The organism is Pseudoscardovia radai, assembly GCF_002259605.1.
In the GTDB taxonomy this organism is placed as follows: Bacteria; Actinomycetota; Actinomycetes; order Actinomycetales; family Bifidobacteriaceae; genus Pseudoscardovia; species Pseudoscardovia radai.
The window spans coordinates 24,848-49,585 of sequence record NZ_MWWR01000019.1; the positions used below are offsets into that span (position 1 = coordinate 24,848).

The window sequence follows — 24,738 nt, forward strand, 5'->3', positions numbered from 1 at the left end:
CGGTTATTGGCCGGCGGTCAGTACTTGGTCATCTGGTCGGCGAAGTTCTGGAGAGCTTCGTGCAGTTTGTTGCGGTACTGCAGTCGGGACATCTCGCGGATCTCGGGATCCTCGGCGTCGCTCTGGTAGTAGCAGGCCACTCCGTCGCTCATGATCGCGCCCTTGTACAGACGCTCGAATTCGCTTCCCTGGTTAAGGTCGGACGCTCCCTTGGTATGGCGCCTGATGATTTTCTCGATGAGCTCTCGCGCAGTAGTCACTTCAAGCAGACCCCACTTCTTTCTGAAATTAAGAATCTGGCGGCGCTGGCTTGCCTCGGTGTACTTGTCCACGATGTTGAGGACGTGTTCCGGCTTGACGGGGTAGGTGAGATTCTGCGTCTCTTCGAGCTCGCGGCTCTTCGCGGCATCCGCCGTTCGGATGATCCGGCTGGCCTGCTTGCGGTTTTCCATGGCGTTGGCATGGTCTTTGAGCACAGTGTACTTTTTCTCCACGTCGTCGGAACCCTCGTGAACGGCGTTGATGAGGTCGGCGAGGAGTTTCGCGATGTAGTCGAAGTTCACTCGTACATCGGAGATGTGCTCGACCCTGAAGTGAAGCGAGTCCATGTCGAGCAGCGGTTTGTCTTCAGGGTCTGCGGGGTTAACCGGATTGGCGGGATCGGCCGGCGTGGTATCGATGTAAAGCGTTGTGACGCTCCACTCGTATTCCTTCTGGTTGATGCCAAGGTCGTCATACAACTTGTCCGGATTGTCGTAGTCGAATTCGTCGTACTGCTTGAGCCTGCCCACGTTGTCATTGAGCTCCTGGACAAGCTGGTGGATGTGGGCTTGTGTTTCTTCGCTCTGCGGCGTGCGGGCAAAGCCATCCGTCAGCTCGCGGATCTCGTCAACGATCTTCTTCGTCTTCTCGACGGCCTCATCATACGGCTCCGCGAGAACCGAAGACAGGTCGTCGGGATCAATCGGCAGCTTTTCCTGGACGTTGGCGGAATCACGATTCGCATACTTGCTGATGGCCTCGTCCATCAGCTTCTTGGAGATGGTGGGGTAGCGGTAGTTGACGATGCGGCCGAAGGGCTTGGCCTCTGAATCCTCCACGCGGTTCGTGCGCGAATATGCCTGGATGAGGTTCGCGCCGGCGAGAACTCGGTCGACGTACAGGGTGTTGAGCTTGGGGGCATCGTATCCCGTCAGAAGCTGATCCACCACGATGGCGAGGTCGAGTTTCTCACCCTCACGCTGCTTGTCGGCGAGCCTTTCCATCACATCGTTGAAATAGCCATCGACGTTGAGGTCGTCCTGGCACCAGCTGGTGCCGAAGGTCTGGTCGTAGTCCTTAATTGCGGTACGCAGCCCAAGGTTGTTCGCATACTGATTATCGCCATTGTCAGTGGACCACGAGAACGTCACCGCGACCTTGATCGGTTGCTTGCCTTCTTCGACCAGCTTGGCGTTTGCCTTCTTGAACTCCTCGTAGTATGCGAGCGCCATCGGGATCGAGGATCCACCCCCGCGCACGTGGGTGGTGAGGATGGCGTTGTAGCGGAACTCTTTCGAACGGTTGCGCCACTTGGTGACGATGTCTTCCACCACCTTCTCGATATGGTGCGGATTCGAGTCATAGACGCCCGAATCGACGAGGCGTTCGGCTTCGTCGCTGGACATGCGGGCGATTTGATCATCGATCTCGCCTTCGCTGAGGTTCGGATTGTGCTCGGCGAGAATGGCGGGGAGCACCTTCTCGCGAATCTCATCGTCGGGAAGCGTATGTTCGAAGTCCACCTTAAAGCCCAGCACGTTCTTGTCTGCGATGGCTTCGCGAATGGTGTATGCGTGGATGAGCGGGCCGAACGCCTTGTAGGTCAGGTCTCCCTCGAAGGCAGGGGTTCCTGTGTAGCCGACCCATGCGGAACGGGGGAACTTGTTCTTGATCACGCGGATCATCTCGCCGTTCGTGGAGCGGTGCGCCTCGTCGACGATGAACACAGTGTTCTTCTTGTCTTGACGGGGGAATGATGCGCTCGAGGAGAGCTTCGCGAGCTTCTGGATGGACGTGACGATAATCGAGTCCTTGGTGGAGGTGCTCGACAGCTTGCGCTTGAGATCGCGCACATTGGCGGTGTCTGTGATGATACCGGCCTTCTTGTCGGAGGTGGATTCCGGGTCATAATCGGGGTCGTAGGCCTGGTAGTCCTCGAAGGTCTGCTTCGTCAGCGCCCTGCGGTCCACGACGAACACGACCTTGTCGACGTTGGGCAGGCGCGCTGCGAGCCATGCTGTCTTGAAGCTGCTGATGGTTTTGCCTGAGCCGGTGGTGTGCCACACATAGCCCACTTCCTGTGCGTCGGTACCGAAGGTGTGGTTTCGAAGCTTCTCCAGAACACGCTTCGCGGCATACACCTGGTAGGGGCGCATGACGATGAGCTTGTTGTGCTTGGGGGAATTGTCGAGAATCATATAGTTCGTGGCCATCCGGTGAGCCTGGGGGATGGACAGGAACAGATTGCAGAACTCCTTCCAATCGTAGACAGGGGAGCTGTCTTTCTCATGCTGCCAGCGGAACGCGAACGCGTTGTTGAAGGAGTCGGCATCGGTGTTCGCCATGTAGTGGACGTCGGTGGGTGTCATTTCGACGAGAATCTGCAAGGTGGAGAAGATATCGCCGTACATGTCCCAGCTGGCGTACTGCTGCATCTGGTTCATGGCTTCCTTGGGGTCATGGCTCGAAGCCTTCTCCTCGATCTGGATGATCGGCAGGCCGTTGATGAGGAGAGTGGTGTCGAAACGGCAGTTGGGCGCGCCGGCCTGGACGTGCTCGCGCTTGATTTGGTTGACGATTTGATACGTGGTGTTACCTGCGCCTACCTGGTCCTGGTCGAAGACGGTGAGGTATGTGGGTGCTCCGCCGTTGGAATCGTCACGTTGAATCTGCACCTGGGTCACGCCGTTGACTCCGTAGATCCACTGCCCAGCCTTGAACGGGGAGGTAAGGGCGCAGATCTCCTTTTGAACCTGCGCGAATTCCTGGTCGCTCAGCGGCTTGCCCTGCAGTTTGTCCGCGTTGTTGCGCTCGAGGATTGTGCGGAAGTTATCCCACAGTTGCGGAATCGTCTTGATTTCCGGTCGGTATTCCCACTGCTTCGTGCCACCGAGATGCTGCAAGTAATCGATGAGCTCATCCTCGAAGGCGAGTTCCGCCTGCGGCTTCTCGATGAATTCCATCTTCGTCTTCATTGAATCCCTTCTTCGCTTCGTTGACGCCATTGTCGCGCACTTCAAGCGACAGTCTCATGAATAGTGTAATACGGCGATGGCTTGGATGCAGCAATCCGTAACCCCATAAGCCCCACTTATAAGCCATCATCGGCGAAATTTGTTATCGGAAAGTCTGATGGCTTCATCGAAGATACTTGGAGAACGAGTGCGCGTTTCTTTGAATGCGGCGCGGGTACATTCATTGACGGTTCCCCGAAAGGCGGCAAGGCCAGCTGCTCCATTGTGCTTCGAGCGTGGCCGGGTTATCGTCATGTTGTCTTCCCGCCATGCCTTCTTGAGGAGCCTCCAGAACAGATTCGAGAGAAGGATGGATAGTGAGCTTCTACCATAAGGCCGTCTCCACCGCCGCAGCCGCAATCCTCGTCGGTGTCAGCGCTTTTGCGTTCGCCGGTTGCACCAAGGTGTCCGATTCCCAGTCCGCCGCATCGTCCAACAATGGCGTGACCACCATCAACTTCGTGCTTGAAAGCAATGACAAGCCGTATTCGTATGCGGACGAGAACGGCGATCCCGCCGGTTTTGACCTCGATGTGCTCAAGGCCATCGATGACAAGCTCGACAACTACACCTTCACCTACCAGGTGCAGGATTATGACACCGCACTCGTCGGCGTCAAGCAGGGCAAGTATGACGCGCTCATCGGAGCTTTCTTCGAAACACCGGCCCGCGCGGAGGAATACCAGCTGTCCACGCCTTACAACTACTACTTCATGAACCTCATCGTTCCTCAAGACAGCTCCATCAACTCCCTCGAAGACCTCAATGGCAAGACCATCGCCCCCATCGTGCCCACCGACGGGCGCTATGTGGCGCTCCAGAACTGGCTTCAGCGCCACCCGGATGTGAAGATCGACGTTCCCACCGTCTCCAATCAGGAGACGTTCCCGGACATGATCAACTCCGTGCATGACGGCACGTATGCGGCCGTGTATCTGTCGAAGGACCAGTACGACGGTGTCAAGGACTCGCTGGGGTATGAGATGAAGGTCACCGACGTGGTCGATGGCGCCGGTACCGTCATCCTGTACAACAAGGACAACCAGACGAACCTCAAGAACGACATCGATACACAGATCAACGCTCTGATCTCGGATGGCACGTTCTCCGACCTGAGCAACAAATGGTTCAACCAAGACAACTACCAGATTGCGAAGAAGCTGGGATTGCTGTCCTGAAACGGATGAAGGCGCGGACGAGCGCATACACCGCCCGCGCCTTCGTCAGACTGACAGGAGGTGAACATGGAAACTCCCTCGCAGATAGTGGCGAAGGTATTCCCGGGCATCGTGGCGCATATTCCGCAGACACTGCTGTACTGGTTCCTTCCGTCGGTACTCGCGTTATTTCTCGGCGCCTTGTTGTGCTGGGCGCGGGTGTCGAGCCGGCGCAATCCCCTGTACTGGATTTGCACAGTCAGCATCTCTTTCTTCCGCGGCACGCCCGGAATCGTGCAGATTTACATCGTGTTCTTCGGCTTGCCCAAGCTCATCTGGGCGATCGGCTATGACGTGAGCGACTGGACCGCAGGCGTGTACTTCATCATCGCCACCACACTGAACCTGTCATGCTTCATGGCGGAGACCCTGCGCGGGGGCTACCTGGCGCTCGACCGTGGCCAAGTGGAGGCGGGGCTGAGCATCGGATTCAACCGGGCGCAGAACTTTATCCATGTCATCGCACCGCAGACCCTCAAGGTTGCTTTGCTCAACATCAAAAACCTTGAGATCGACATGCTCAAGGACACATCGGTGGCGTACACAATCGGTGCGGTCGAGATCATGGGCTATGCCAATCGCATGATCTCCCTGAGGTCCGGAGTGGGGCAGCTGTGGATTCTCGGAACGGCCGCCGTGGTGTATTTCGTGATGTGCGCCGTGCTCGAGGTCGTGTTCAATCTTGCGACGCGCCGCATCTCGCGCTATGAGGAGGCTGCACGATGAACCTCGACACCGATTTCATGCTGTCCGACTTTCCGACGGTTTTCGCTGCCTTGCCTAGTACGTTGCTGTTGTCGCTGGATTCCATGCTGTGGGCGTTGGTTTTCGCTCTGATTTGCGGAGGAGCGCAGCTGGCGAAGATTCCGGTGCTCGACAAGGTCACGCTCGTCATCAATACCTTCATCAAAGGTATTCCGCTCGTCGTGCAGCTGCTGTTCTGCTATTACGCGGTTCCGTATGTGGTCAAGTGGTTCGACGGGCTCACCGGCCGTGCGTACGATCCGCGTCACCTGCCGTATTTCGGAGCGGCGGTTCTGGCGCTGGCCTTGAATTTCGGCGCATACATCACGGACGTGGTCATATCCTCCGCCCGCGCGGTCGACAAAGGCCAATGGGAATCCGCGTACGCCTGCGGAATGACGCGCTTCCAGGCGCTGCGCCGGATCGTGGCTCCCCAGATTGCCGTCATCTCCCTGCCGAACATGACGAATTACTTCATCTGGCTGCTCAAGGGCACAAGCCTCGCGTCCATCGTGAATGTCACGGAGATGCTCACGACGGCGCGACTCAGCGCCTCGGACGGCTACCAATTCCTCGAAGCCTACATTGATGCAGCCGTCATCTACTGGATCGTGTGCGCGTGCATCGAATGGGCGTCGGGCAGACTCTACCGTTCGGCGGGGCGTTACCTTGCATCGCCCAGCGGCGGCGCGTTGCAACACAGCAATCGTTCGTAATTTTGTAATAAGGAGGCCATCATGGCATACGAAAACAACATCCCGACCCTTCGAGGCGCAACTGTTGACGCGGCGCGCGAAATCTCCGAAAGGCGCGCCACCACCATCTCCCGCATGGTCGACGAGGCGGCCAAGCATGGTCTCGACGACCAGTTCGCATACGATGCCATCGCCGACTACGGCGCAGACAACGCCAAGGAATTCCGCAAGACGATGCACGACCCGACGTCGTTCAAGGAATTCACCGATCTGTTCGGCACCGACCACAACCGTCAGATCTACGAGATGGAGACCGTGAAGAAAACCGATGACGAGCTCATCATCGACTTCCACTACTGCCCGTACGTCACCGCATGGGTCCGCCAGGGCAAGACGCCGGATCAAATCGCACGACTGTGCGAGATTGCCATGGCGGGGGACCACGAATTCGCAAAATCCTTCCCCCAGCTGGAGTTCCGTCTGGAACGCACCATCGCCGACGGCGAACCCCGCTGCCGTCTGCATTTCATCCGCAAGGGTGCCGCCGTGAACATCTGAAGCGGCTTCGACGCCACAAACCATCAATCGAACAAAAGGCAGGCCATTATGACAGAGTTGAGCGCGGCAGCCGGAACAACGCCAGCGGATGCCCCCGTGGTATCCGTCAACGGGCTGAAAAAATCCTTCGGGAACGTGGAAGTCATCAAAGACGTGTCCTTCGATGTGTCACAAGGGCAGGTTCTCAGCATCCTGGGACCTTCCGGCTCAGGCAAGACCACGATGCTCCGCTGCATCAACGCGCTTGAACGGCCCGACTCGGGTGTGATATCGGTCGGTGGCGTCTCGCTTGATTACGGGAAGGGCAAGCCGCGGTTCCGTGATGCTCTCGCGCAGCGCAGGCACACAGCCATGGTGTTCCAGCACTACAACCTGTTCAAGAACAAGACGGTGCTGCGCAACGTGACCGAAGGCCTCACCGTGGTCCAGCGCAAGAATGGCAAAGAGGCGGAAGAGATCGCTAGGAATGCGCTCGAGGCAGTGGGCATGGCGGGATTCGAAGACAGATACCCCAACAACCTCTCGGGAGGGCAGCAGCAACGTGTCTCCATCGCACGGGCGCTCGCGCTGAACCCCTCGGTGATTCTGTTCGATGAACCGACGTCCGCGCTGGATCCGGAACGCGTCAATGAGGTTCTGAAGACAATGAAGGATATCGCGGCGCGTGGCGTGACGATGATCGTGGTGACGCATGAGATTCGATTCGCCCGCGCGGTGTCAGACTCGGTTATCTTCATGGACGGCGGGAAAATCGTGGAGCAGGGGGCACCCCAGCAGGTGATTGACCATCCCCAGACGGAAAGGCTGCAGGAGTTTCTCAATTCTCTTGCACCGGGGGAATTCGAGTGAAGATGAAAACCAAATGAAGTCTCGCGAGGTTCCCGCCACGGCGGTGATTGTCGCGAGACTTCATTCATCTAGGCTGGTCGTTTATGATGGGGCCTGTCGGTTTGTCACCTCAGTCCTTCGCCACGAGGCGGCGAACTTCGTCGCGAATCGGGTCGGCGAACCGGTAGATGTCGTTGAGATTCTCAATCGGCTCGCGCGTGCAGTTCTTGTTCTCGTCAAAGAGCCCGAGGTATTTCTGGCGGGTGTTGAAGAACAGTCGGCAGACGGGCTTGCGGTTGTTATCGTCAAGGAAGATGGAGCAATACGATTTCGCATCTCGCATCGTGATGCGAGCGGGATCGACGTCGCTGCATGCGATGGCCTTGACGATGCGGTAGGCTGCGATCTCCTCCTCGGTGGTGACGATGCCGTCGTCGGTTTCGTTCTCGGTATCGGCATCGTCCGAGTCCGTGGGGTTTTCGCCTTCGGCATCGGAATCGCTCACGATGCGGATGTCATCAGCGCCAAGTGCCGTCTTGAGCCTGTCATTGACCTGGTCGGAGAGGAACTGCTTAATCGCCTTGGCCACGAGCGGGCGGAACTTGTCCATGACCGACGCATAGAAGGAGCCATCGTAGACGTGACCCGCCAGCAGCTTGACGAAATCGTCGGTCGGCTCGGCGAACTCCGCGGCAACCGCACGCTTGAGCGCACCCACATACTTCAGCTCCTCCGCGCTGCTGGCGATGGAGTCGAGGTCGAAGGCTGGCTTCGTCAGCTTCTGAAGGGCGGGGAGCACCGTGTCATCGATGTCGAGCAGATCCAGGACGAGGAAGGGCTTGGAATCCATCTTGTTGGGCTCGTCGATGTCCATGTAGAAGTTCCACACCTGACCGTTCGTGAGCACGCCGATGCGTGCCTTCGTGCAGGCGAAATAGCGGTAGAGCTGGCTGGCATTCTCGAGGCTCAGCGGCTGCCCGATCTTCTTGCATTCGATGAGGATCTGAACCTGGCCGTCCTGCACCAGGGCATAGTCGATCTTCTCGCCCTTTTTCACGCCGACGTCGGCGGTGAACTCGGGGATGACCTCGTTCGGATTGAAGACGTCGTAGCCAAGCACCTGTCCGATAAACGGCATGATGAAGGCGTTCTTCGTGGCCTCTTCCGTCTCGATGCCGTCCTTCAGATCGTGGACCTTGGCGGCGAGTTGCCCCAAGCTTTCGGCGAATTCCATTGGTTCTTCTCCTTGGTGTGCAATGTGTCCTGTGCAAAGAGCCCGTCGCTGGTCCTTCTTCACCCTGGGATTGTAACTCCACGCTGCACCGTCGGTGTGGCGAAGATGTGATAGCGGTGGGGTCGCATGCAGGGGCTGAGCGGTACACGAGAATGGAGTTCGACTCCATTCTGTAACAGTGTGATGGCCTGCGGACAAAAATCGTGTAAAAACCGCATCGAACACCTCGAAAATGTCCGCAAAGCATCACATTGTTATTGTGGCAGTGCCGAATCGGATGCGGCGGCCATATCGATTTCGCGGTTATTCCACCATTGACGTCCGCTGGAGCCCACTGACCCCTACTGACTCCGCGGTGATTAAGTTCGTCATGGCATGGTACTGTCTCGAATAGGCGGTCCCGCCACCACAAAAACAGCAGGGGAGAAGGGTGCACCATGGGAATACGTTTTCGGAAAAGCTTCAATCTGGGCGGAGGATTCCGGGTGAACGTCAGCAAAAGCGGCATCGGATACAGCTGGGGCACGAAAGGCTTCCGCTACACGAAAACGGCCAGGGGATCGAAGCGAAAGACGTTCTTCATACCTGGCACCGGGTTCTCGTACGTTTCGGAAAGCGGGAAGAAGCGCTCGAACAAATCGGGTCGTGCCCGCGGCTCGAACACGGCGAGCCGATCCCAGCGCACGTACCCGAACCAGCAGGTGCTCACGGAGAACGCCACCAGCACCGAGAGCGTGAACGCGGCCGACTATCAGCCGGCTGAATACGAGGAGCTGCTCGGTCAGATGAAGAAGGCATTGAGGCTCGACTATCTCAGCACTTGGCTGATTGCGACGGTCATCCTTGCTGCGTATCCCGTTTTCATCGTCACGGCAATCGTGGGTGTTGTGCTCAAGGTCGTCGTTCGCCTGACGATGAAGGTCCCGATGGAGTACTCGTTCGATGACGAGGCGCGTGCTGCCTATGACGACCTTTCCGCAATCTGGATGAGTCTGAACAACAACAAGAAGTTCTGGCAGGCGGTGTCTGAGAGCGATCTGGACGGCAAGGCGAGAGGCGGGGCGTCGCATGCGCTCAAGAGGATCCCGGTCAGGGCGACCAGCGCGATGCCATTCTTCGTGGAGTCCAACGTCCGCCCGTTCGGTTTGCGGCTTCGCAAGCAGCGGGTCTATTTCCTGCCTGACAAGATTCTCGTCGTCAGCAGGACGAATGTGGGCGCCATCAGCTACGAGGACGCAGACATGGACTTTGACACAATCGAGTTTGTGGAAACCGATCAGGTTCCCAGCGACGCGAAAGTCGTGGACCAGACGTGGCTCCGGGTGAATAAGAACGGGACTCCTGACCGGCGATTCAAAGACAACAAACAGGTTCCGGTTTGCGAATACGGCCATGTGGCAGTGACTTCTGACATGGGGCTGCACATCGAGCTGATGTGCTCTAACAGCGAGACCGCCAAGGAGATGCGTGCGTCTGCGAAGCGGTTTGAGGAATTCATCAGATAACCCGATCGCAGTCTGTGTATGAAAAGGCTGATTGCGTGCAGGCCCGTCTTGGAACGATTCCGAGACGGGCCTGCACGCACTGGGGCGCACCTTGAGTGACAAGGTGCCTTGTTTTCCTCCAGCGTCTCTCATGCCCTCATTCTGCCGGAAGGCACATGTGGGATTGGTGTGGAAATATGGTGCAGAATTGGCCTAAATCCAGTCGGAATCGTGCCGATTTGAGATGGAAACGGATTGCGTCTATTCTTTCTTCAGGAAGACAGGCGCACGCCTGTATGGAAGTGGCTGTGTTGAAGGAGCAGCCTGAAGGGCATAGGGGGGTATGGCAATGGGGCTATTCCGCGATGCGTTCTCTAAAATGATGACGCCATCAGGCTTCGGGGGGGGGTATTCCTCTGACGCCGTAATCCCCTACGCTCCGTGCAGCGATGACGCTGGCGAAGAGTTCTGGGATGCCGTTCGCAAGCCGACGGATGATGACATCAGCGAAGGATGGCACGACGCCATCGAGCAGTACGGTCTCCAGCACGATGACTCGTATTCGCCCGTCATCGATGATGGGCTCGTTCCCAAGGCATCACGAGAGGTCAAGGCGGCCTATGCGGAAACATGGCGCCATGATGTCGACGGCGCCAGGATCTATGGCATGCCGGGATCCGGATTGCACCAGAGCCAGTTCGGAAAGAAGGAAGTGCATTCCGGAGCGACAGGCGAGCTCATCTTTGCGAAACTGCTTTCGTGGGACCATTTCCTCGACCATTGCGTTTCTTTCTGGTCGCTGTGGAATCCCGAGGAAGATGGAACCCGCAATGACATGGGCAATGACATCGACTGCGTCCTGAAGTTCGGCGATCACATTCTTCTCGTTGATGTTAAGAACTACAGGGCCGGGCTCGAGTATCACTCGCTTATACCTGGCAAGGCGATGTTCTGCATGTACCAGAAGGCGCGTGTGGTGGCCCATGAACCGTATATCTTCAGCGCGAACATGGCCTTTGCGCAGAAGAACCTTTCCGAATACCTCGCTTCCGAAGGCAGCCGGTGCACGGTGGAGTCCTTCGTGGTTCTTGTCCCCGGCGAACTGGGGGAGGCGACCCTCGACCCCGATATCTACTGGCCGGGCAATATCCCCGCCATGGGATACGGACAGTTCAAAGACATGCTCATCGAGCGTGGCCAGCATGATTCGTCGTATTGCACGTTCGATCCGACGAAAACAGCCGAGGAAGGCTATCTCGCGACGCTCGTCAAAGGCTACGACGGCGCGTTGTCCCTGTTGGATTCGCCCATGCCCGTGGCCGAATGGCCCGCCCCAACATGGGATCGCCTCGCAGGTATCAAGCCGGCACCGTCGAAGAAAGGCGGCGATGCCTCGAACCGGTGGAAGAACGGCAGGAACACGCATTCCAGCTCGAACTCGACGCCGAAGCGCGAGAGCAATGCCGCATCCTGGAAAGCCGCTGACCTCGACGATTTTGCTGAGTTCAGAAACGGGGCCGACCTTGACATCCTTCGGGACGCTGATGGCCAGAGCGTGCCTCTGTCTTTCCGCAACGTGTCGGGTGTTGTTGTGGCGGGTGAGCAAGGCTCCGGTTCCGTCATGCGCATGCAATCCGTCGTCGCGTCGCTTCTCGCATCATCCCAGGCGGAAGTGCGGATAGTCGACTGCAATGGACAGAACTCATCGTGCTTCAGTTGTTTCGAAAACTCCTGCCATTCCTATTCCAGGCTGATTGACGGGCTGGATGTTGTGGCTGGAGAAATTGAAAGCGCGTATGTCTCGCTTTCCGCTCGCAAGTCGCGGCTGCGGAAGAAAGGCCTGCAGTCATTCTGGGAAGACGATTCTCACGGTGGCGAAAAACTGGAAATTCTCACCATTCACGAAAGCTCGAATCTGTTCGGGTTCCAAGACCTGGATTCCGGCGCATCACCCGCCGATAGGCCGCAGGAACTGGATGACATCGACAGATATCTGCGGACGATTCTCAAGGACGGGCAGCGAATGGGCGTCTGCGTCATCCTTATGACCCAGCGTCCGTCGACAGTATCCCTGCCGGCCTATTTCGTGGATGCGGCGCAGATTCATGTGTGCTTCCACGTTTCTTCGCCGGAGACGATCGCGACGGTGATGGGTGCGACTGGTTCCTCCGGTGTCGGCTTTGCCGGGAAGCCGGTGATTGCACAGGCGTTCGTGTCCGATCATGGGGCGCCGGCACGGAAGGTCCTGTTCCGGCGCGTCGCGCCGTCCGTCATCGACGCACGGTTCCCGAACGGATTGTCCAACGTTCAGTAAGTGATACCTAACAGAAAATCGAAGGGAGAGAAATATGTGGACCGCAATATTGGTGATTATCGGAATTTGGCTTCTTTGCGAGTTTATCAACCACATTCTCGTGCCGTTCTTCAGCAACACGCTCCTTCCCGCACTTGGAGTAACCTTCCATGCCGCCGGCACAGGAATCTCCGTCATCGTGCGCTACGGGGTAGCGGTGATTGCGATTTTGGCACTTCTGGCGGGGCTTTGGAGCGTTATCAAGGGCTATTACCACGTCATCAACGAAGTGTACGAGGCGCGATTCGGAAAATCGGCCGGTATCGTGGTCGGCATTGCGTCGACCATTCTGTCCGTCGCCGTCATCGTCGCCATCGTGTTGCTCGTTCCGCCGCAGGCAGCTCATCAGTTTTCCGAACTCATGTCGTTCCTGCTCTCAGGCCCCGTCAAGTGAAAGCGCAGAGGTGAAGCTATGACTGAGAAAGCCCAGACCAAGACCGTGAAACTGTGGTCGGTCGAGAATTCCGAGACGGCATATTACTGCGGGCCATGCTATGAGGATATCCGGAAGGTGGTCGCGAAAACACTCGACTCCATCCGTTCGAAGATAGCCGGCATGACCTGGAGTTTTGCGGTATCCGACAATAATCCGGACAAAGCCAAAGGTCGAACTCCTTTCGGCTGGATTCTCCGATGGATCGTCCAGTATATCTTCTGGATTTGCTACTCGGCGGTCCTGGTGATTGCCGGTGTGGTTTTCTGTCTCTTCATGTTGCTGCCGCATGTGGTGGTATCTTTCGCCATGCAGTTCTTCGGCATCATCGGGCTGGGTATTGCCAGGTTGATTGACGACCTGAGCCTGAGGCTGCGTCGAGTCTCCCTTGTATGCGACCGTTGCCATTCCCGTTTCAAAAGGCCGGTCTATGTGTGCCCGAGCTGTGGCGCCATGCATGCACTTCTGTTCCCGAACAAATATGGAGCGCTGCACCACACCTGCACTTGTGGAATGAAGCTTGCCTCAAGCGTTCTCGTTGCGAAGGACCCCCGAAGGAATCTGACCGGTGTTTGCCCGGAATGTTTGAAGTCCGGCCACAAGGAGCTTGTTGCCGGCGCCGGAAGCCGTACGATTTGTGTTCCAGTGGTGGGCGGTGCGTCATCCGGCAAGACGGCGTTGATCACCGCCTACGTCAATGGCCTGATGCGCAATCGTGCATCCGCCAATGACCTGACGATCCAATTCGATAACGAGAATGCGGACAAAGTGATGCAAATCGACCGGATGGCCAGCGATTACGCGAATGGAGTGGTGGCGAAAACTGCCACGGTGACCACGAACGATCGGTCGAGCGCCTTCGCCACGAGCATTTTCATCCAAGGCAAAGATCTGAAACCCAGGCGCTTGCTGCAGATGTACGATATCGCCGGCGAGACATTCGTTGACAATAACGTCCATGAACAGCAGCGCCAGTATGAGCACTGCGACGGAATCATCCTCGTCATCGACCCCATGACGGTGGGACAGGCGCAGGCACGCTTCGGCGGCCAGCTCTCCCTTGGCGATTGGGGTGCCGCGAGCACGGCTCCATTGCAGAATGTTCTCGATGCCTTGAACAATACCGTCAACGAGGTAACGAATATCGCGAGGTCTGGTTCCAAGGTGCGCATACCGCTTGCCGTCGTTCTTAACAAGGTCGATGAGGCGCCCGCTCTCGAGACACGAATCGGGCAGACCGCGGTCCGACTCATGCAGGCGAGTGCCGTGCGGAATCAGTTCGCCGATGATTGCGACACGATGGATTTTCTGTGCCGTCAGTTCTTCGCCGATATGGATGAGATGAGCTTCGTTGCCAATCTTGATGCGAATTTCGCTCATTGCCGCTACTTCTCCGTCAGCGCCATCGGTCATACCGCAGGAGCGGGTACAGGGCCTTTCATGCCGCGGAACGTGGACCTGGTCATGGATTGGATCATCGACCAAAGCGATCCGAAACTCGCTCAGGCCCTGAACTGCAGAAAGTTCTCCAAGGCGAAGCTTCCGGTGATTCAGCCGTATCCGGGCATCTACGACAATCTCGTCGGACAGATCAACAGAACGCAGGTATGAGATTGCGCATATGCTGCGTCACCTCGCGCAGCATATGCGAACGGCGTCGCAATGCAATGGATGAACAGCAATGTACAACCAGAAAGGAACACACATGGAAGAACAGCCGATCGTGCCTCCGAACGGCCAGCAGGGCGTTCCCGTTCCTCTTCCTCCGCGAGATGACGAGGATCGGGAAAACACGCGGTTCGGATGGGACTTTGCACAGAATTTTGCGCAAGCAGGAGCGCAAGCGGGAGCACAGAGTGCACGTGCGGCGGCCGGCGCCCCGGCTCAGGCACCGACCGGCGTCCAGCAGCCGGTGGCTCCCGACAATGCGGTGCCGGCGTTCGGACAGCCAGCTCCTGTGCCGGATGCCGCAGGCGGTGAAGCCGGCAACAATGCCGCCGATGCCGGCATTCCACATCCCGAGACTGTTCCTGCCGTTGTTCCCACGAATGCAGGTGTTGCGTCTGCAGTGCCCAGCGAGGACTCGGATGCCGCTGACGAGACATCCAAGGCGCTCGCGGCTCAGGTCCAGGCGATGGAGGCTTTCCGCGCCGAGTTCGCCGAATCGATCAGCGCCGTCTCGCAATCTCTGGCCGGTCTTCAGGAACAGTTCCGCCAGCGCATGCAGTACGACGAGGCGAAGGAGACGATCATCACCCGTCAGCATGCCGAATTGCAGGAGCTGAGGGATGGGCTCAAGCAGGATCTGCTCCGTCCGGTTCTCTACGACATCGTCGACGCCCTTGACGACATACGGAAGTCGAAGCAGAGCTACGAGTCCATCGATGGCGGTGAGAAGGCGGTCGAAGCCCTTGAAGGGGTCGAGGAATCCCTTGAGTACGTGCTCGAGAAAAACGATGTGGAACGCATCGAGACCGAACCGGGCGAGCGTTTCGTGGCTACTCGCCAGCGTGCCGTGAAATACGAGGATGTCGACGATGCCGCCAGGAAAGGCACCGTCCTGCGCTCCCTTGCACCGGGCTATGCCCTGGGGGCGAACGTTCTGTACAAGGAGAAGGTCGTGGTGTGCAAGTTGCGCCCGCGGCCCGCTGCCGATGCCACGGCCCAGCCTGTGCAGGACTCCCCGCAAGAGTAGGCGTACGGGAATCCCGATACGCCGCGACTCTTCGCGCCCATCATGATTTGAAAAACCAGCTAATCATCGGCATATGAAAGGACAAGCAATGTCGAAATACGTCTACGGTATCGATCTGGGTACCACATACTCCTGCATCGCCTATCAGGGCGAGGACGGCCTGCCGTACGTCATCAAGAACGTCGACACGAATTCGGACACCACTCCGTCGGTTGTACAGTGGGATGACGACGGCACCGTCGTGGTCGGCCAGCAGGCCAAGGACTCCGCCGTGATGTCCCCGGAAAGGACAATCGCTTTCGTCAAGCAGCTCATGGGCAAGACCGATATCGCCATCCAGATCGATGGTCGTGACATCTCCCCGGTGGAGGTGTCCTCCTACATTCTCAAGGAGCTTGCCCGCTACGCGAGCCAGCAGCTCGATGACGAGGTCAAGAACGTCATCATCACCTGCCCCGCGTACTTCGGCGAGGCGGAACGCACCGCCACCAAGCAGGCCGGGGAGATCGCCGGCCTCAATGTGCTCGCCGTCATCGAGGAGCCGACGGCCGCGGCCATCTGCTATGGCGTCACGCGGTCCGATTCGAACCAGAACGTGATGGTCTACGATCTGGGAGGCGGCACCTTCGATATCACCATCATGAACATCAATAACGGAACCATTCGCGTCATCACCACGGAAGGCGACCACGACCTCGGTGGAAAGAAGTGGGACGCTGTCATGAGCCAGCTTCTCGTCGACAAATTCATCGAGGCCTCCGGCTACCCGGGCAATCCCCTCGAGGACGATGACAACGAGGAATTCCTACAGGACCTCGCTATCAAGGCGGAGAAGGCCAAGCAGGCGCTGACCAACCGTCAGGAGGCTAAGCAGGTTCTGAATTTCAACGGCTCTCGTGCCCAAGTCAAGGTCACGCGTGAGGAATTCGACGAAGCCACAAGCTACCTTGCCGAGAGCGCCCTCGAGCTTGCAGACAAGGCTGTCGCGACCGCCAAGGAGCAGGGCATCTCCATCGACCAGATTCTGCTCGTCGGCGGATCGACCAAGATGCCCCAGATTCAGAACGGCGTCAGGGAGCATTTCGGCATCGAACCGAAGATCTTCGACCCTGACGAGGCCGTCGCCAAGGGTGCCGCCATCTATGCCATGCTCCAGGCTGATGAGCAGTCGAAGCTGCGCGAAGGTGAGGTCAGGCAGACGGACGAGCAGGGCAATGATTATGCCGTCGATCAGGAAACCGGTGAGAAGCGTGCCCTGCCGATGCTGGGCGGCGGCGGATCCGCCCTGCCGATGCTGGGCGGCGGCACGGCTCCGATCAAGGTGGTGTCGGTCTCCACAAAGAGTTTCGGTGTTAGGGCGGTTGATCCCGCGGATGGGAAGAAGTACATCTACAACGTCATTATGAAGGATGATGAGTTGCCGGCGAACTCCACAAGAGGCTTCATGACTCTTGAGGATGACCAGGATTATGTTGAGCTTGCCGTGTACCAGACGCCGGACAAGGTCGACAAGTATGCCGTGGATGAGGATCGTTTCCTTGGCAATGCCGAGTTGACGCTGAATCCCCATACTCCTAAGGATTCCGAAATCTCCGTCACTCTGGAACTGACGGAGGACGGAACCGTGTCGCTGCACGCCAAGGACGAGACCTCGGGTAGGACCGTCGATGCGCAGTGGCATGCCGAGAATGTCCTCAGCCAGAAGGAAGTCGAGGAGACCAAGAAGCGCGTGGCCAGCACCGCCCTAGCGTCGGAGTGAGACACAGCCGCTGATCTGCCGGCCGGGGTGCAGAAGTTCTCCAAGCCCCGGTCGGCAGGTATTGCGGCTGGCGGGTTCGCGTGTCTTCTGGAAACCCGGGAGCAGCCGGCGCGGAGCGGTTCGCGGCATCGCCGTTTGTCGGCCGGCCTGCGTCTCGTTCGACACACATGTATCCGCCGCCGTCATGCTGTGGCGGAAGCGGAACATAGAGAAACGGAAATGAGTATGGACAAGCTGAAGAATCCCTATCTTCTTTTTGGGATTTTCGATTTCCACAATGATCTTGTCGGCACCTCCGATAATGATCCGGCCGTTCGGAAAACAATCGATGCCGCCATCAAGGGCAAGAAGGCACAGTGGTCGCATGATGCGTTGAAGAACGCTGCGAAGGCCTCCGCGGCGAGCCGTAATCAGGAATTGGCCAAGGATGCCCAGAAACGGTTGGAGACCCGCGAGGAACGGCGGAAGGCCTGGGACGAAGCTAGGCGTATCGTAGAGAAATCATTCAGAGACGAGCTGCGCATCTTCGCCATCAAGGGGTATGTTCTCGATGGCGAGATTGAGAAAACTGCGGAAATCGTGCAGAAGAAGCTGGGTGTTTCCATCCCCGCTAGCGAAGCTCGCGCGCTTGTTCCCAAGGAAACCCAGATTCGCAAGGACGAGACGCCGCAGCAGCATGAGCTGTCCAAACCGAAGGGATGGTCCCGTTTCCATACGCATGAGTCGGCGCTCGCCGCGAACGGCTATTCCTCGCTCTACGATCTGCTTGGCGGAGAGAATCCCCATTCCGTCGGCGGGCGCGAGGTTGGCGGACGCCATGTCTCCAAGCTGAAGGGTACGTCGACCGCGCAATGGAGAGCATGGGCGGAGGAAGACCGCAAGAAGCTGCCGAGCAAGGCATCCGCCGAGGTGAGCGACCACAAGAAGCTGTACCAACTGTGCGCGGAGGTTTTCAAAACGGATGCCTCGCGCAAGGAATACGACGAATACGTCAGCTACCAGTCCATCCAGAAGCTGTTCGAAGAAGTCAAGCTGGCATGCTCGGTGACGCATCGGCTAGATATGTCGCTCGGCGACCAATACGCCAGGCGCATCGTTGAGATCGCCTCCCGCTATGGGAGCAAGTTGACGCTAGCCGAGGCGACCGGCTACCTGTCCGGGTACTGCACGCAAGTCGGCATCGCCTATGCCGCGGCGAGCCATGATGACCCACATGAGCAGACACTCGAATTCTGCCCATGGTGCGGGGCCCTTGTCTCGCACGACATCGCTTTCTGCACTTCATGCGGCGGCAGGCTCACCATGCCTTGCCCCCAGTGCGGGACCATCAATCGTGCCGATACGAAATTCTGCACCAACTGTTCCTACAACTATGGCCAACTTGCACAGGCTTCATCGCTGTGCGATGAAGCGCAGAGGCTCCTCGAAGCGCTTCGCTTCAGCGAGGCATCCGCCTTGCTTGACGATGCTGGCAGACTGTGGAAGGACCTTCCCGGAATCTCTGATGCGAGGAACGACCTCGCATCGAGACGCAAGACCTTCGGGCCGGATCTCGAGAGACTGAAACAGGCCGTTTCCGACCATCGCATGATCGAAGCGCGCAAACTATACGGTCTCTTGAAAAGCCGGGCGAAGGGCTACCAGGACATCCAGACGGAAGAGCTCATCTCGTCAGGTATCGAAACGGCCGAGATGTTCATGAGCCAAGCCGGCGAGGGTGCTCAGAAGCGTAGCTCCCTTGCCCATGCATGGCAGGCCTGCCGTGATTACCCGGGGCTGTTGTCCGCGATGGCGACGTACCGTCTGGACTCCGTCACGAATCTGGCAGCGAGTGTGTCTCCGGACGGCAGACGTGTGGTGCTGCGGTGGAGTGCGAAGCCTGGGGAAACGGGAACCTATACCGTTGTGCGCAAGAAGTACTCGCGCCCCATCGGGCCGTCCGATGGGGATATCCTTGCCGAGAATATCCCGGCCACGGATTTCAGGGACGATGCCCTCGAGCCCAACGTGCCCTACTACTACGCTGTGGTGTCCCAGCTGGGGCCTCGTTGCTCTGATGTGGTCGCAATCGGCCCTGTGTCGGTGCTGTTCGACGTATGCGGTGTGAAGTTGACGAGCGACGATTCGTCGATCCGCATCGCGTGGTCGGGCGTGCCCGCGAATGCCGAAGTGGAGGCATGGCGCAGTTCCGATCATGCCCCTGTGCGTCCCGGCGACGGCACGATGGTCGCGAATGTCGTTCTCGAAGGTCTGCAGGATTCGGGATTGACGAATGGAATCACGTACTATTACACCATTTTCCTTCGTTACCATGACCGAGACACGGGCAAGACCTTCTATTCCAGAGGTGTGTCGGTGTCGGGCATCTCCAGCGCTCCGCCCGAGCCGGTCACCTATCTGTTCCCCCAGCTGCAGCCGGATGGCTCCTTCGTCATGGAATGGGACCAGCCCGAGCAGGGGGAGGTGAGGTTCTATTACAGTGCGCAGAAGCCGAGCTTTCCCAAGGAAAGCATCGTTCCCGTCCGAGACATGAACGAGAGGTGCATGCCACTGCAGGTGATGGTCACGCGTCCTGGGATGGGTGTCTTTGCGCTTCCCGACGATGGCATCTATCACGTTTTCGCCGCCACGGTCAACGGAAACTCCGCCATCATGGGGGCCCGGACCGTCGTGACGAGAAAACAGGCGGTTGTCATCAGGAACATCGTTCCGACAGGCGCCAACGCCTTCGTGATGTTTGACTGGCCGGCGGATTGCGAACACGTCGTTCTCGTATGGCGCACCGACAGGTATCCCATGTCCGCCGAGGAAAGGGGTTGCGCCCGCCAGATCGTGAACAGGAATCTGTACGACATGCACAAGGGCATTCTCGTGGAAGGACTGAATCCTGGGGCGCTCTACTACTTTGCGCTGTACGCGCAGTTCGGATCAGGCGACGCCATGTCTTATTCCGCAGGGAGCATGGCGACGTTCGGTTTCACGAAGAGCCAGAAGATCAGGTACCGGGTGGATTCGAAATCGTTCCTTGGCAAGCTGCATTCGGCGAAGCTCGTTCTGAGCGCCAACTGCGTGATTCCGGCGTGCGAACTGCGCGTTATGTCATACGCGGCGCCTGTATTCCGCAACCAAGGGATTGTTGCCGTATCCGTTCCTCCGCAGAACGCCCCAGGAGGCGCCGAATTCGAGATTCCGCCCCGGATTCTCGAACGTGGCCTTCAGTACAAGCTGTTTTTCGTCAACGAGGCGGATTACGACAGGATCGATCTTGAACGCGAGCCGGGAGCAAGCCCGGAGATTGGTAGGTAACGATGAGGAAACAGTATGTCTGCCCCTTCTGTTTTGAGCAGCATGACATGAACGATGTCGAATTCGCATGCGAGCAGCGTTTCGCATGCACGCCGGAGCAGGACAACGAGTATTCCCGGTGGGCGGGGGTCAAGGCCCAGCTCAGGCCTCACCATTTCCGTGCGAAGGCTGTGAAAGGGCCCTTGGCGAAGTGGTGGTCGATGCCCGACAGCGCCGTGTGCGACAAATGCAACCATACGAGCCACACAAGGGTGTGCCCGTCATGCCACAATGAGCTGCCGCGGACGATTGATACGGACGAGCAGATCATCGTGGCTCTTGTCGGAACGCGAGGCTCCGGCAAGAGCACCTATATCGGCGTGCTCATCCACGAGATGATCAAGCATATGTTCCTGCCTTTCGGCGGAACGTTCCAGCTGTACGGCGACGAGGACCAGAGGCAGTACCGAGACCGGTTCGAACGCAGCCTATATATAGACCACACTCCGATTCCGCAGACCCAGCGCCATGTTACGACGGGAAGCGGCCGAGGAAAGGACGATCGCCCCATCTTGGGAATGCTCAAGATGCAATCCGGCGGCATGATGAAGAAGATGAAGATCCAGACACTGGTCTTCTTCGATTCCGCAGGCGAGGATTGGGTGGATCAGACGGCGCTGAATGTCGTCGCCAACTACCTGGAGCACGCCGCGGGCATCATCTTCCTCATCGACCCGCTGGCGAACGCGAATGTGCTTGGGCGGATCGGAGACATGTCGAAAGTGGCAGGTTCCATCGGCGCCAACGACACCGATAACGACAGCCTGCAAGCAGAGGTCCTCGTTCGTGCCGCGAACTGCATCCGCGTCGGGAAAGGGCTTAAGGAGAATCAGAAAATCGACATCCCGGTGGCGGTAGCGTTTTCCAAACTCGACGCGCTCGAGGAGAACAATATGCTTCCGCGCGGTTCTCAAATTACGAAGCCGTCGCCGCATGTCCAGTTCCGCCATTTCGATGACAACGATCGGCTGGCGGTGGACGGCGAGATGAGGGGGCTGCTCAGTTCGTGGGGCGAGGCCGATTTCCTTGCCGTTCTGGACCAGAACTTTTCGCATACCTCCTGCTTCGCGTTCTCGGCCCTCGGCCGCCAGCCGGAGAACGGCATGATCCAGCCGCCGGCTCCCCGAAGGATCGAAGACGCCATGCTGTGGATCCTGCATGAGCGCGGGATTCTGTGACCGCATGGTGTGAATACCGAAGCACCGTGCGAATACCGAAAGAGACAGTGGACGAAAGCGTAGGAATGTTATGAAGGCGCAGCAGATAATCTATACATCCTGCAGGCGGGGAATCGACGGGGGATCGTCGGGATTCCAGAACTACTCGTATTCGCCGCAGACCAAGGAATGGCTCGACGCTGGGGACGCGATAGGGACCCTGCAATCGTACCAGCCGCCCCGTCTGCCAGGGCTCCCCGCCTTGCCGACAGCGCAGGAGGCACAGACACTGTTCCCGAGACGCGAATGCTTCGGAAGACTCGACGGGCCCGACGGGCTGTACGGCATGGCGATCTGCTCGTACATCGGGCGCGATTATCCCGAAGGATCCGTGCGCGGCGGCAACTTCCTAAGCCACGCGCTTCTTGTGCCGGTGGAATCGATAACCGAATATCCGTGCGTTTTCATCGACTCGCCGTCGTTCGTGACGTGGATTGACGAGAATCGGGTCCGTTCGGATGTCAGGCCGGAGTATCTGCCCGAGGTCAACGTTGAGAAAAATGGCGAGATCTCCCTGGAATCCGTCAGGAGCTTCCTCTCGGAGGGCGATAATGCGGGACTCTTCGCCCTGATGCTCAGATGTCTGCTCGTCAGGGCGAAGAACGGCGCGGTGCGAAGCATCATCATTCGTGATTCGGCGGAGAACTTCACAGTGTGGGTTTCTGCTCTCGAATACGCTCTTCCTGTGAAACAGGCCCTGGACTGGGGGTTCTCTTTCTACGAATACGCGCCTTCCCAATCCTCCGCCGATGTCATCAGGGCGGTCGACGGTATGGCGGAGACGCTTGACGCCTTTCCGTATGATTTTGTCTTCGATCCGGACAACGGCGTGATGCCGGTGCTCGAGGGGGAGGACGATGACGAAACGATTGCGTTGTTTGCTGAATTCGTCGCGACCGCCATGCAGTATTCGCCTGACAGTATGAGGGTTTTCCATGATTTTCTAGGAAGGACCTCATATACCGCGTCAGGAAAGGGTGTTGCCTCCGCATATCTGGCGTGCCAGCTTGATTCCGGAGCGATGACGCTGGCCGATTGCGATGAAACCGAAATCAAGGATTGCGGACGGTTCCTCAGCAATTACGGAACGGCCGACCAGCGACGCGTTCTCTTTGATACCTGTCTGTCGACGCTGCGTGAAGACGAGCTTCCTGATGAGACGAGAGAAGCCATCGTTGAATGCGTGGCGGAGCTCATCTCCGGAGACGACAAGCTCCGGGGATATGCATTCCAAGAGGTTCGCGATATTCTCGCCGCACTTCTGACGACGCGAGGAGTATCCGAGGTGCTGTACCGACAGGTACATGACGTTGCCGGGGTGCTTCCCAAAGCCGCCGCGGCATCCTTGGATTCCGCTGTTTTTGCAGAGGTGACGGCGAATCCGGGCCTTTCTCTCGATGTCACGACGAGCGGTTCCGGTGTGCCGTGGTCGGTGTCGGAGTATGCCGCGTTGGCGTCCTCGGTTATCGCAGCTGAGGTTGTGCGGGGCGTGAACCTGCCTGCGGGGGCTTCAGGAAAGCAGATGCTCGCGGCATTCTCGCCGCAATCGTCGGCCGCGGTTCGAAAACTCACCGACGCTATCGTCGCGGCATCCCTGCCTTCGACGGGCATGGATGTGGCTTCGCAACTCGGTCGGCAATGGGGCGGCGATTCGTCTCTCGCTCTTATGCTTGACCTGCTGATTCTGCAGCATCCTTCCGCGTCACAGGAGCTTCGCGAGTACGTGATTCGCCAGATCGCCGACATGCTGTTCTCAGGTGATGACCGGCGGAAGACGGAGATTCTCCAGTCCCTTGTTGGCAGTGGGCTGAGCGAGGATGCTTTTCGATTCCTTCAGGAGATGGGCAACCGTTCCGAGAATGACATGGTGGGCTTCGCGCATCTTCTTGCCACGATTCTGCCAGCGCTCCCCGCAGGATTCGGTGCAGCTTATGGCCAGGCTCTCGTTGATTGGTGCTGGGAGGGATGCGTCTCTTCGCTTTCGTGGGCGCAGAGCGTCGCGGTGTTCGAACAGCTCGCCAAGATGCCTGTGGTGTCGCCGCAATGGCGAATCGATGCCCTCGCCGGCCTGACATCCGGCATCCCCATCGTGAACGTCGAAAAGGCCCGCGACGAGATCGATCGGCTTGACCGGCTCTATGGCATGCTGTCGGTTCCGGTCCCTGGGCGCTTTTTGCTGGCAGCCCAGCAGCTGACGATTCATTCGATCGGTGTGCTGTGGTCCAAATCCGACGCTCTTAGAGCGCGGCAATGGACCGAGACCGCCACCCGTCAGGGAGGAACGCTGCCCATGCAGGTGTTGCAGGAAGCGGAACAACACAGGTATGTGCAGGAGATGGCGTCGTCGCTCGCGGAATACGTGACAGCGGACGGCATGTTCTTGCGATTGCAGCTTCACGCACTGCCGATGCCGTTCACCGGTGCATTGACGCGCTTCGTGCTGAATGACATCATCCGTGCCGGAAATGTTGACACCGCCATGCTGCTGGTGCTCGTCGACTATCTGCTGATTCGTTACCCCGAAGAGATTGGATATCCCGAGGCGCGTGGTCTGGGCATCGATGAGGTGTCTTTTGTCAATGACGTGACGCGTTGTCTGATCGATGCGGGGGTTAAATCATCGGTGTTGGAGAAGTATGTCCCCAGCGATGACGGGAAGCAGAGCCGGCAATACAAGCGACTGGCGGAGATATTTGTCAAATACATGGGACGGAATCTTCCGAACCAGGAGTTGAAGACGCTGATGATTCGAATATTGCCCGGCATAAGTCAGCATGACCAGGCGAACCGAGGGTTCTTTGGATCCCTGGCTCGCAGGTTCGGCAGGAAGTGAGTGCGGTATGCCGTGCGGGTGCATTGGAAGAGCATTTCGCAGCGGCGGCATCGCAGACGATACGAGGC

General features: G+C 58.1%; 16 protein-coding genes. 14 read left to right on the top strand and 2 right to left on the bottom strand.

What is annotated here, in order from left to right; all coding sequences use genetic code 11:
- Window positions 1-17: 17 nt before the first annotated feature.
- Window positions 18-3,236, bottom strand: coding sequence for a type I restriction endonuclease subunit R (locus tag PSRA_RS08240; RefSeq protein WP_211280516.1), 3,219 nt, complete (start codon window positions 3,234-3,236; stop codon window positions 18-20).
- A 356-nt stretch (window positions 3,237-3,592) separates the two neighbouring features.
- Between PSRA_RS08240 and PSRA_RS08245 the strand changes: the two genes are divergently transcribed.
- The 5 genes from PSRA_RS08245 (at window position 3,593) to PSRA_RS08265 (ending at window position 7,338) form a co-directional block, all read left to right on the top strand.
- A complete protein-coding gene (locus PSRA_RS08245; protein WP_245834957.1) occupies window positions 3,593-4,453 on the top strand; it encodes a transporter substrate-binding domain-containing protein in 861 nt (286 codons plus the stop codon).
- Window positions 4,454-4,519: 66 nt separating this feature from the next.
- Window positions 4,520-5,218: an amino acid ABC transporter permease gene (locus PSRA_RS08250; RefSeq protein WP_094661424.1), complete on the top strand. Its 699-nt coding sequence runs from the start codon at window positions 4,520-4,522 to the stop codon at window positions 5,216-5,218.
- The gene (locus PSRA_RS08255; protein WP_094661425.1) at window positions 5,215-5,952 is read left to right on the top strand and encodes an amino acid ABC transporter permease; all 738 of its coding nucleotides are present in this window, start codon (window positions 5,215-5,217) and stop codon (window positions 5,950-5,952) included. The genes PSRA_RS08250 and PSRA_RS08255 overlap by 4 nt, the downstream gene beginning before the upstream one ends.
- A gap of 21 nt (window positions 5,953-5,973) precedes the next feature.
- Window positions 5,974-6,489 (top strand): L-2-amino-thiazoline-4-carboxylic acid hydrolase, encoded by a 516-nt coding sequence (locus PSRA_RS08260; protein WP_094661426.1) that lies wholly within the window; start codon window positions 5,974-5,976, stop codon window positions 6,487-6,489.
- Between the two features lie 48 nt (window positions 6,490-6,537).
- The gene (locus tag PSRA_RS08265) at window positions 6,538-7,338 is read left to right on the top strand and encodes an amino acid ABC transporter ATP-binding protein (protein WP_211280517.1); all 801 of its coding nucleotides are present in this window, start codon (window positions 6,538-6,540) and stop codon (window positions 7,336-7,338) included.
- A gap of 109 nt (window positions 7,339-7,447) precedes the next feature.
- Here the strand turns inward: PSRA_RS08265 and PSRA_RS08270 are convergent, their stop codons facing one another.
- The gene (locus PSRA_RS08270) at window positions 7,448-8,551 is read right to left on the bottom strand and encodes a type I restriction endonuclease (protein WP_094661428.1); all 1,104 of its coding nucleotides are present in this window, start codon (window positions 8,549-8,551) and stop codon (window positions 7,448-7,450) included.
- Between the two features lie 437 nt (window positions 8,552-8,988).
- Here PSRA_RS08270 and PSRA_RS08275 point away from each other — a divergent pair, with 437 nt between their 5' ends.
- From PSRA_RS08275 to PSRA_RS08315, 9 genes are all read left to right on the top strand, one after another.
- Complete coding sequence (locus PSRA_RS08275; RefSeq protein ID WP_094661429.1) at window positions 8,989-10,056, top strand: DUF4236 domain-containing protein; 1,068 nt, start codon at window positions 8,989-8,991, stop codon at window positions 10,054-10,056.
- A 322-nt stretch (window positions 10,057-10,378) separates the two neighbouring features.
- On the top strand, window positions 10,379-12,349 hold the full coding sequence (locus PSRA_RS08280; protein WP_143516432.1) for a nuclease-related domain-containing protein: 1,971 nt from the start codon (window positions 10,379-10,381) through the stop codon (window positions 12,347-12,349).
- A gap of 34 nt (window positions 12,350-12,383) precedes the next feature.
- Entirely contained in the window at window positions 12,384-12,782 is a 399-nt protein-coding gene (locus PSRA_RS08285) for a hypothetical protein (RefSeq protein ID WP_094661431.1), read from the top strand.
- An 18-nt stretch (window positions 12,783-12,800) separates the two neighbouring features.
- A complete protein-coding gene (locus tag PSRA_RS08290) occupies window positions 12,801-14,432 on the top strand; it encodes a TRAFAC clade GTPase domain-containing protein (protein ID WP_094661432.1) in 1,632 nt (543 codons plus the stop codon).
- A 94-nt stretch (window positions 14,433-14,526) separates the two neighbouring features.
- Window positions 14,527-15,516: a nucleotide exchange factor GrpE gene (locus PSRA_RS08295; RefSeq protein WP_158216376.1), complete on the top strand. Its 990-nt coding sequence runs from the start codon at window positions 14,527-14,529 to the stop codon at window positions 15,514-15,516.
- An 88-nt stretch (window positions 15,517-15,604) separates the two neighbouring features.
- Window positions 15,605-17,275, top strand: a complete 1,671-nt coding sequence (locus PSRA_RS08300) for an Hsp70 family protein (protein ID WP_158216377.1) — start codon at window positions 15,605-15,607, stop codon at window positions 17,273-17,275.
- A gap of 27 nt (window positions 17,276-17,302) precedes the next feature.
- Window positions 17,303-20,581, top strand: a complete 3,279-nt coding sequence (locus PSRA_RS08305) for a zinc ribbon domain-containing protein (RefSeq protein ID WP_143516434.1) — start codon at window positions 17,303-17,305, stop codon at window positions 20,579-20,581.
- Between the two features lie 47 nt (window positions 20,582-20,628).
- Window positions 20,629-21,798 (top strand): hypothetical protein, encoded by a 1,170-nt coding sequence (locus tag PSRA_RS08310; protein WP_143516436.1) that lies wholly within the window; start codon window positions 20,629-20,631, stop codon window positions 21,796-21,798.
- A gap of 70 nt (window positions 21,799-21,868) precedes the next feature.
- Window positions 21,869-24,670 carry a GAP1-N2 domain-containing protein gene (locus PSRA_RS08315; protein WP_094661437.1) on the top strand — a complete coding sequence of 934 codons (2,802 nt, stop codon included), beginning with the start codon at window positions 21,869-21,871 and terminating at the stop codon, window positions 24,668-24,670.
- Window positions 24,671-24,738: the final 68 nt, after the last annotated feature.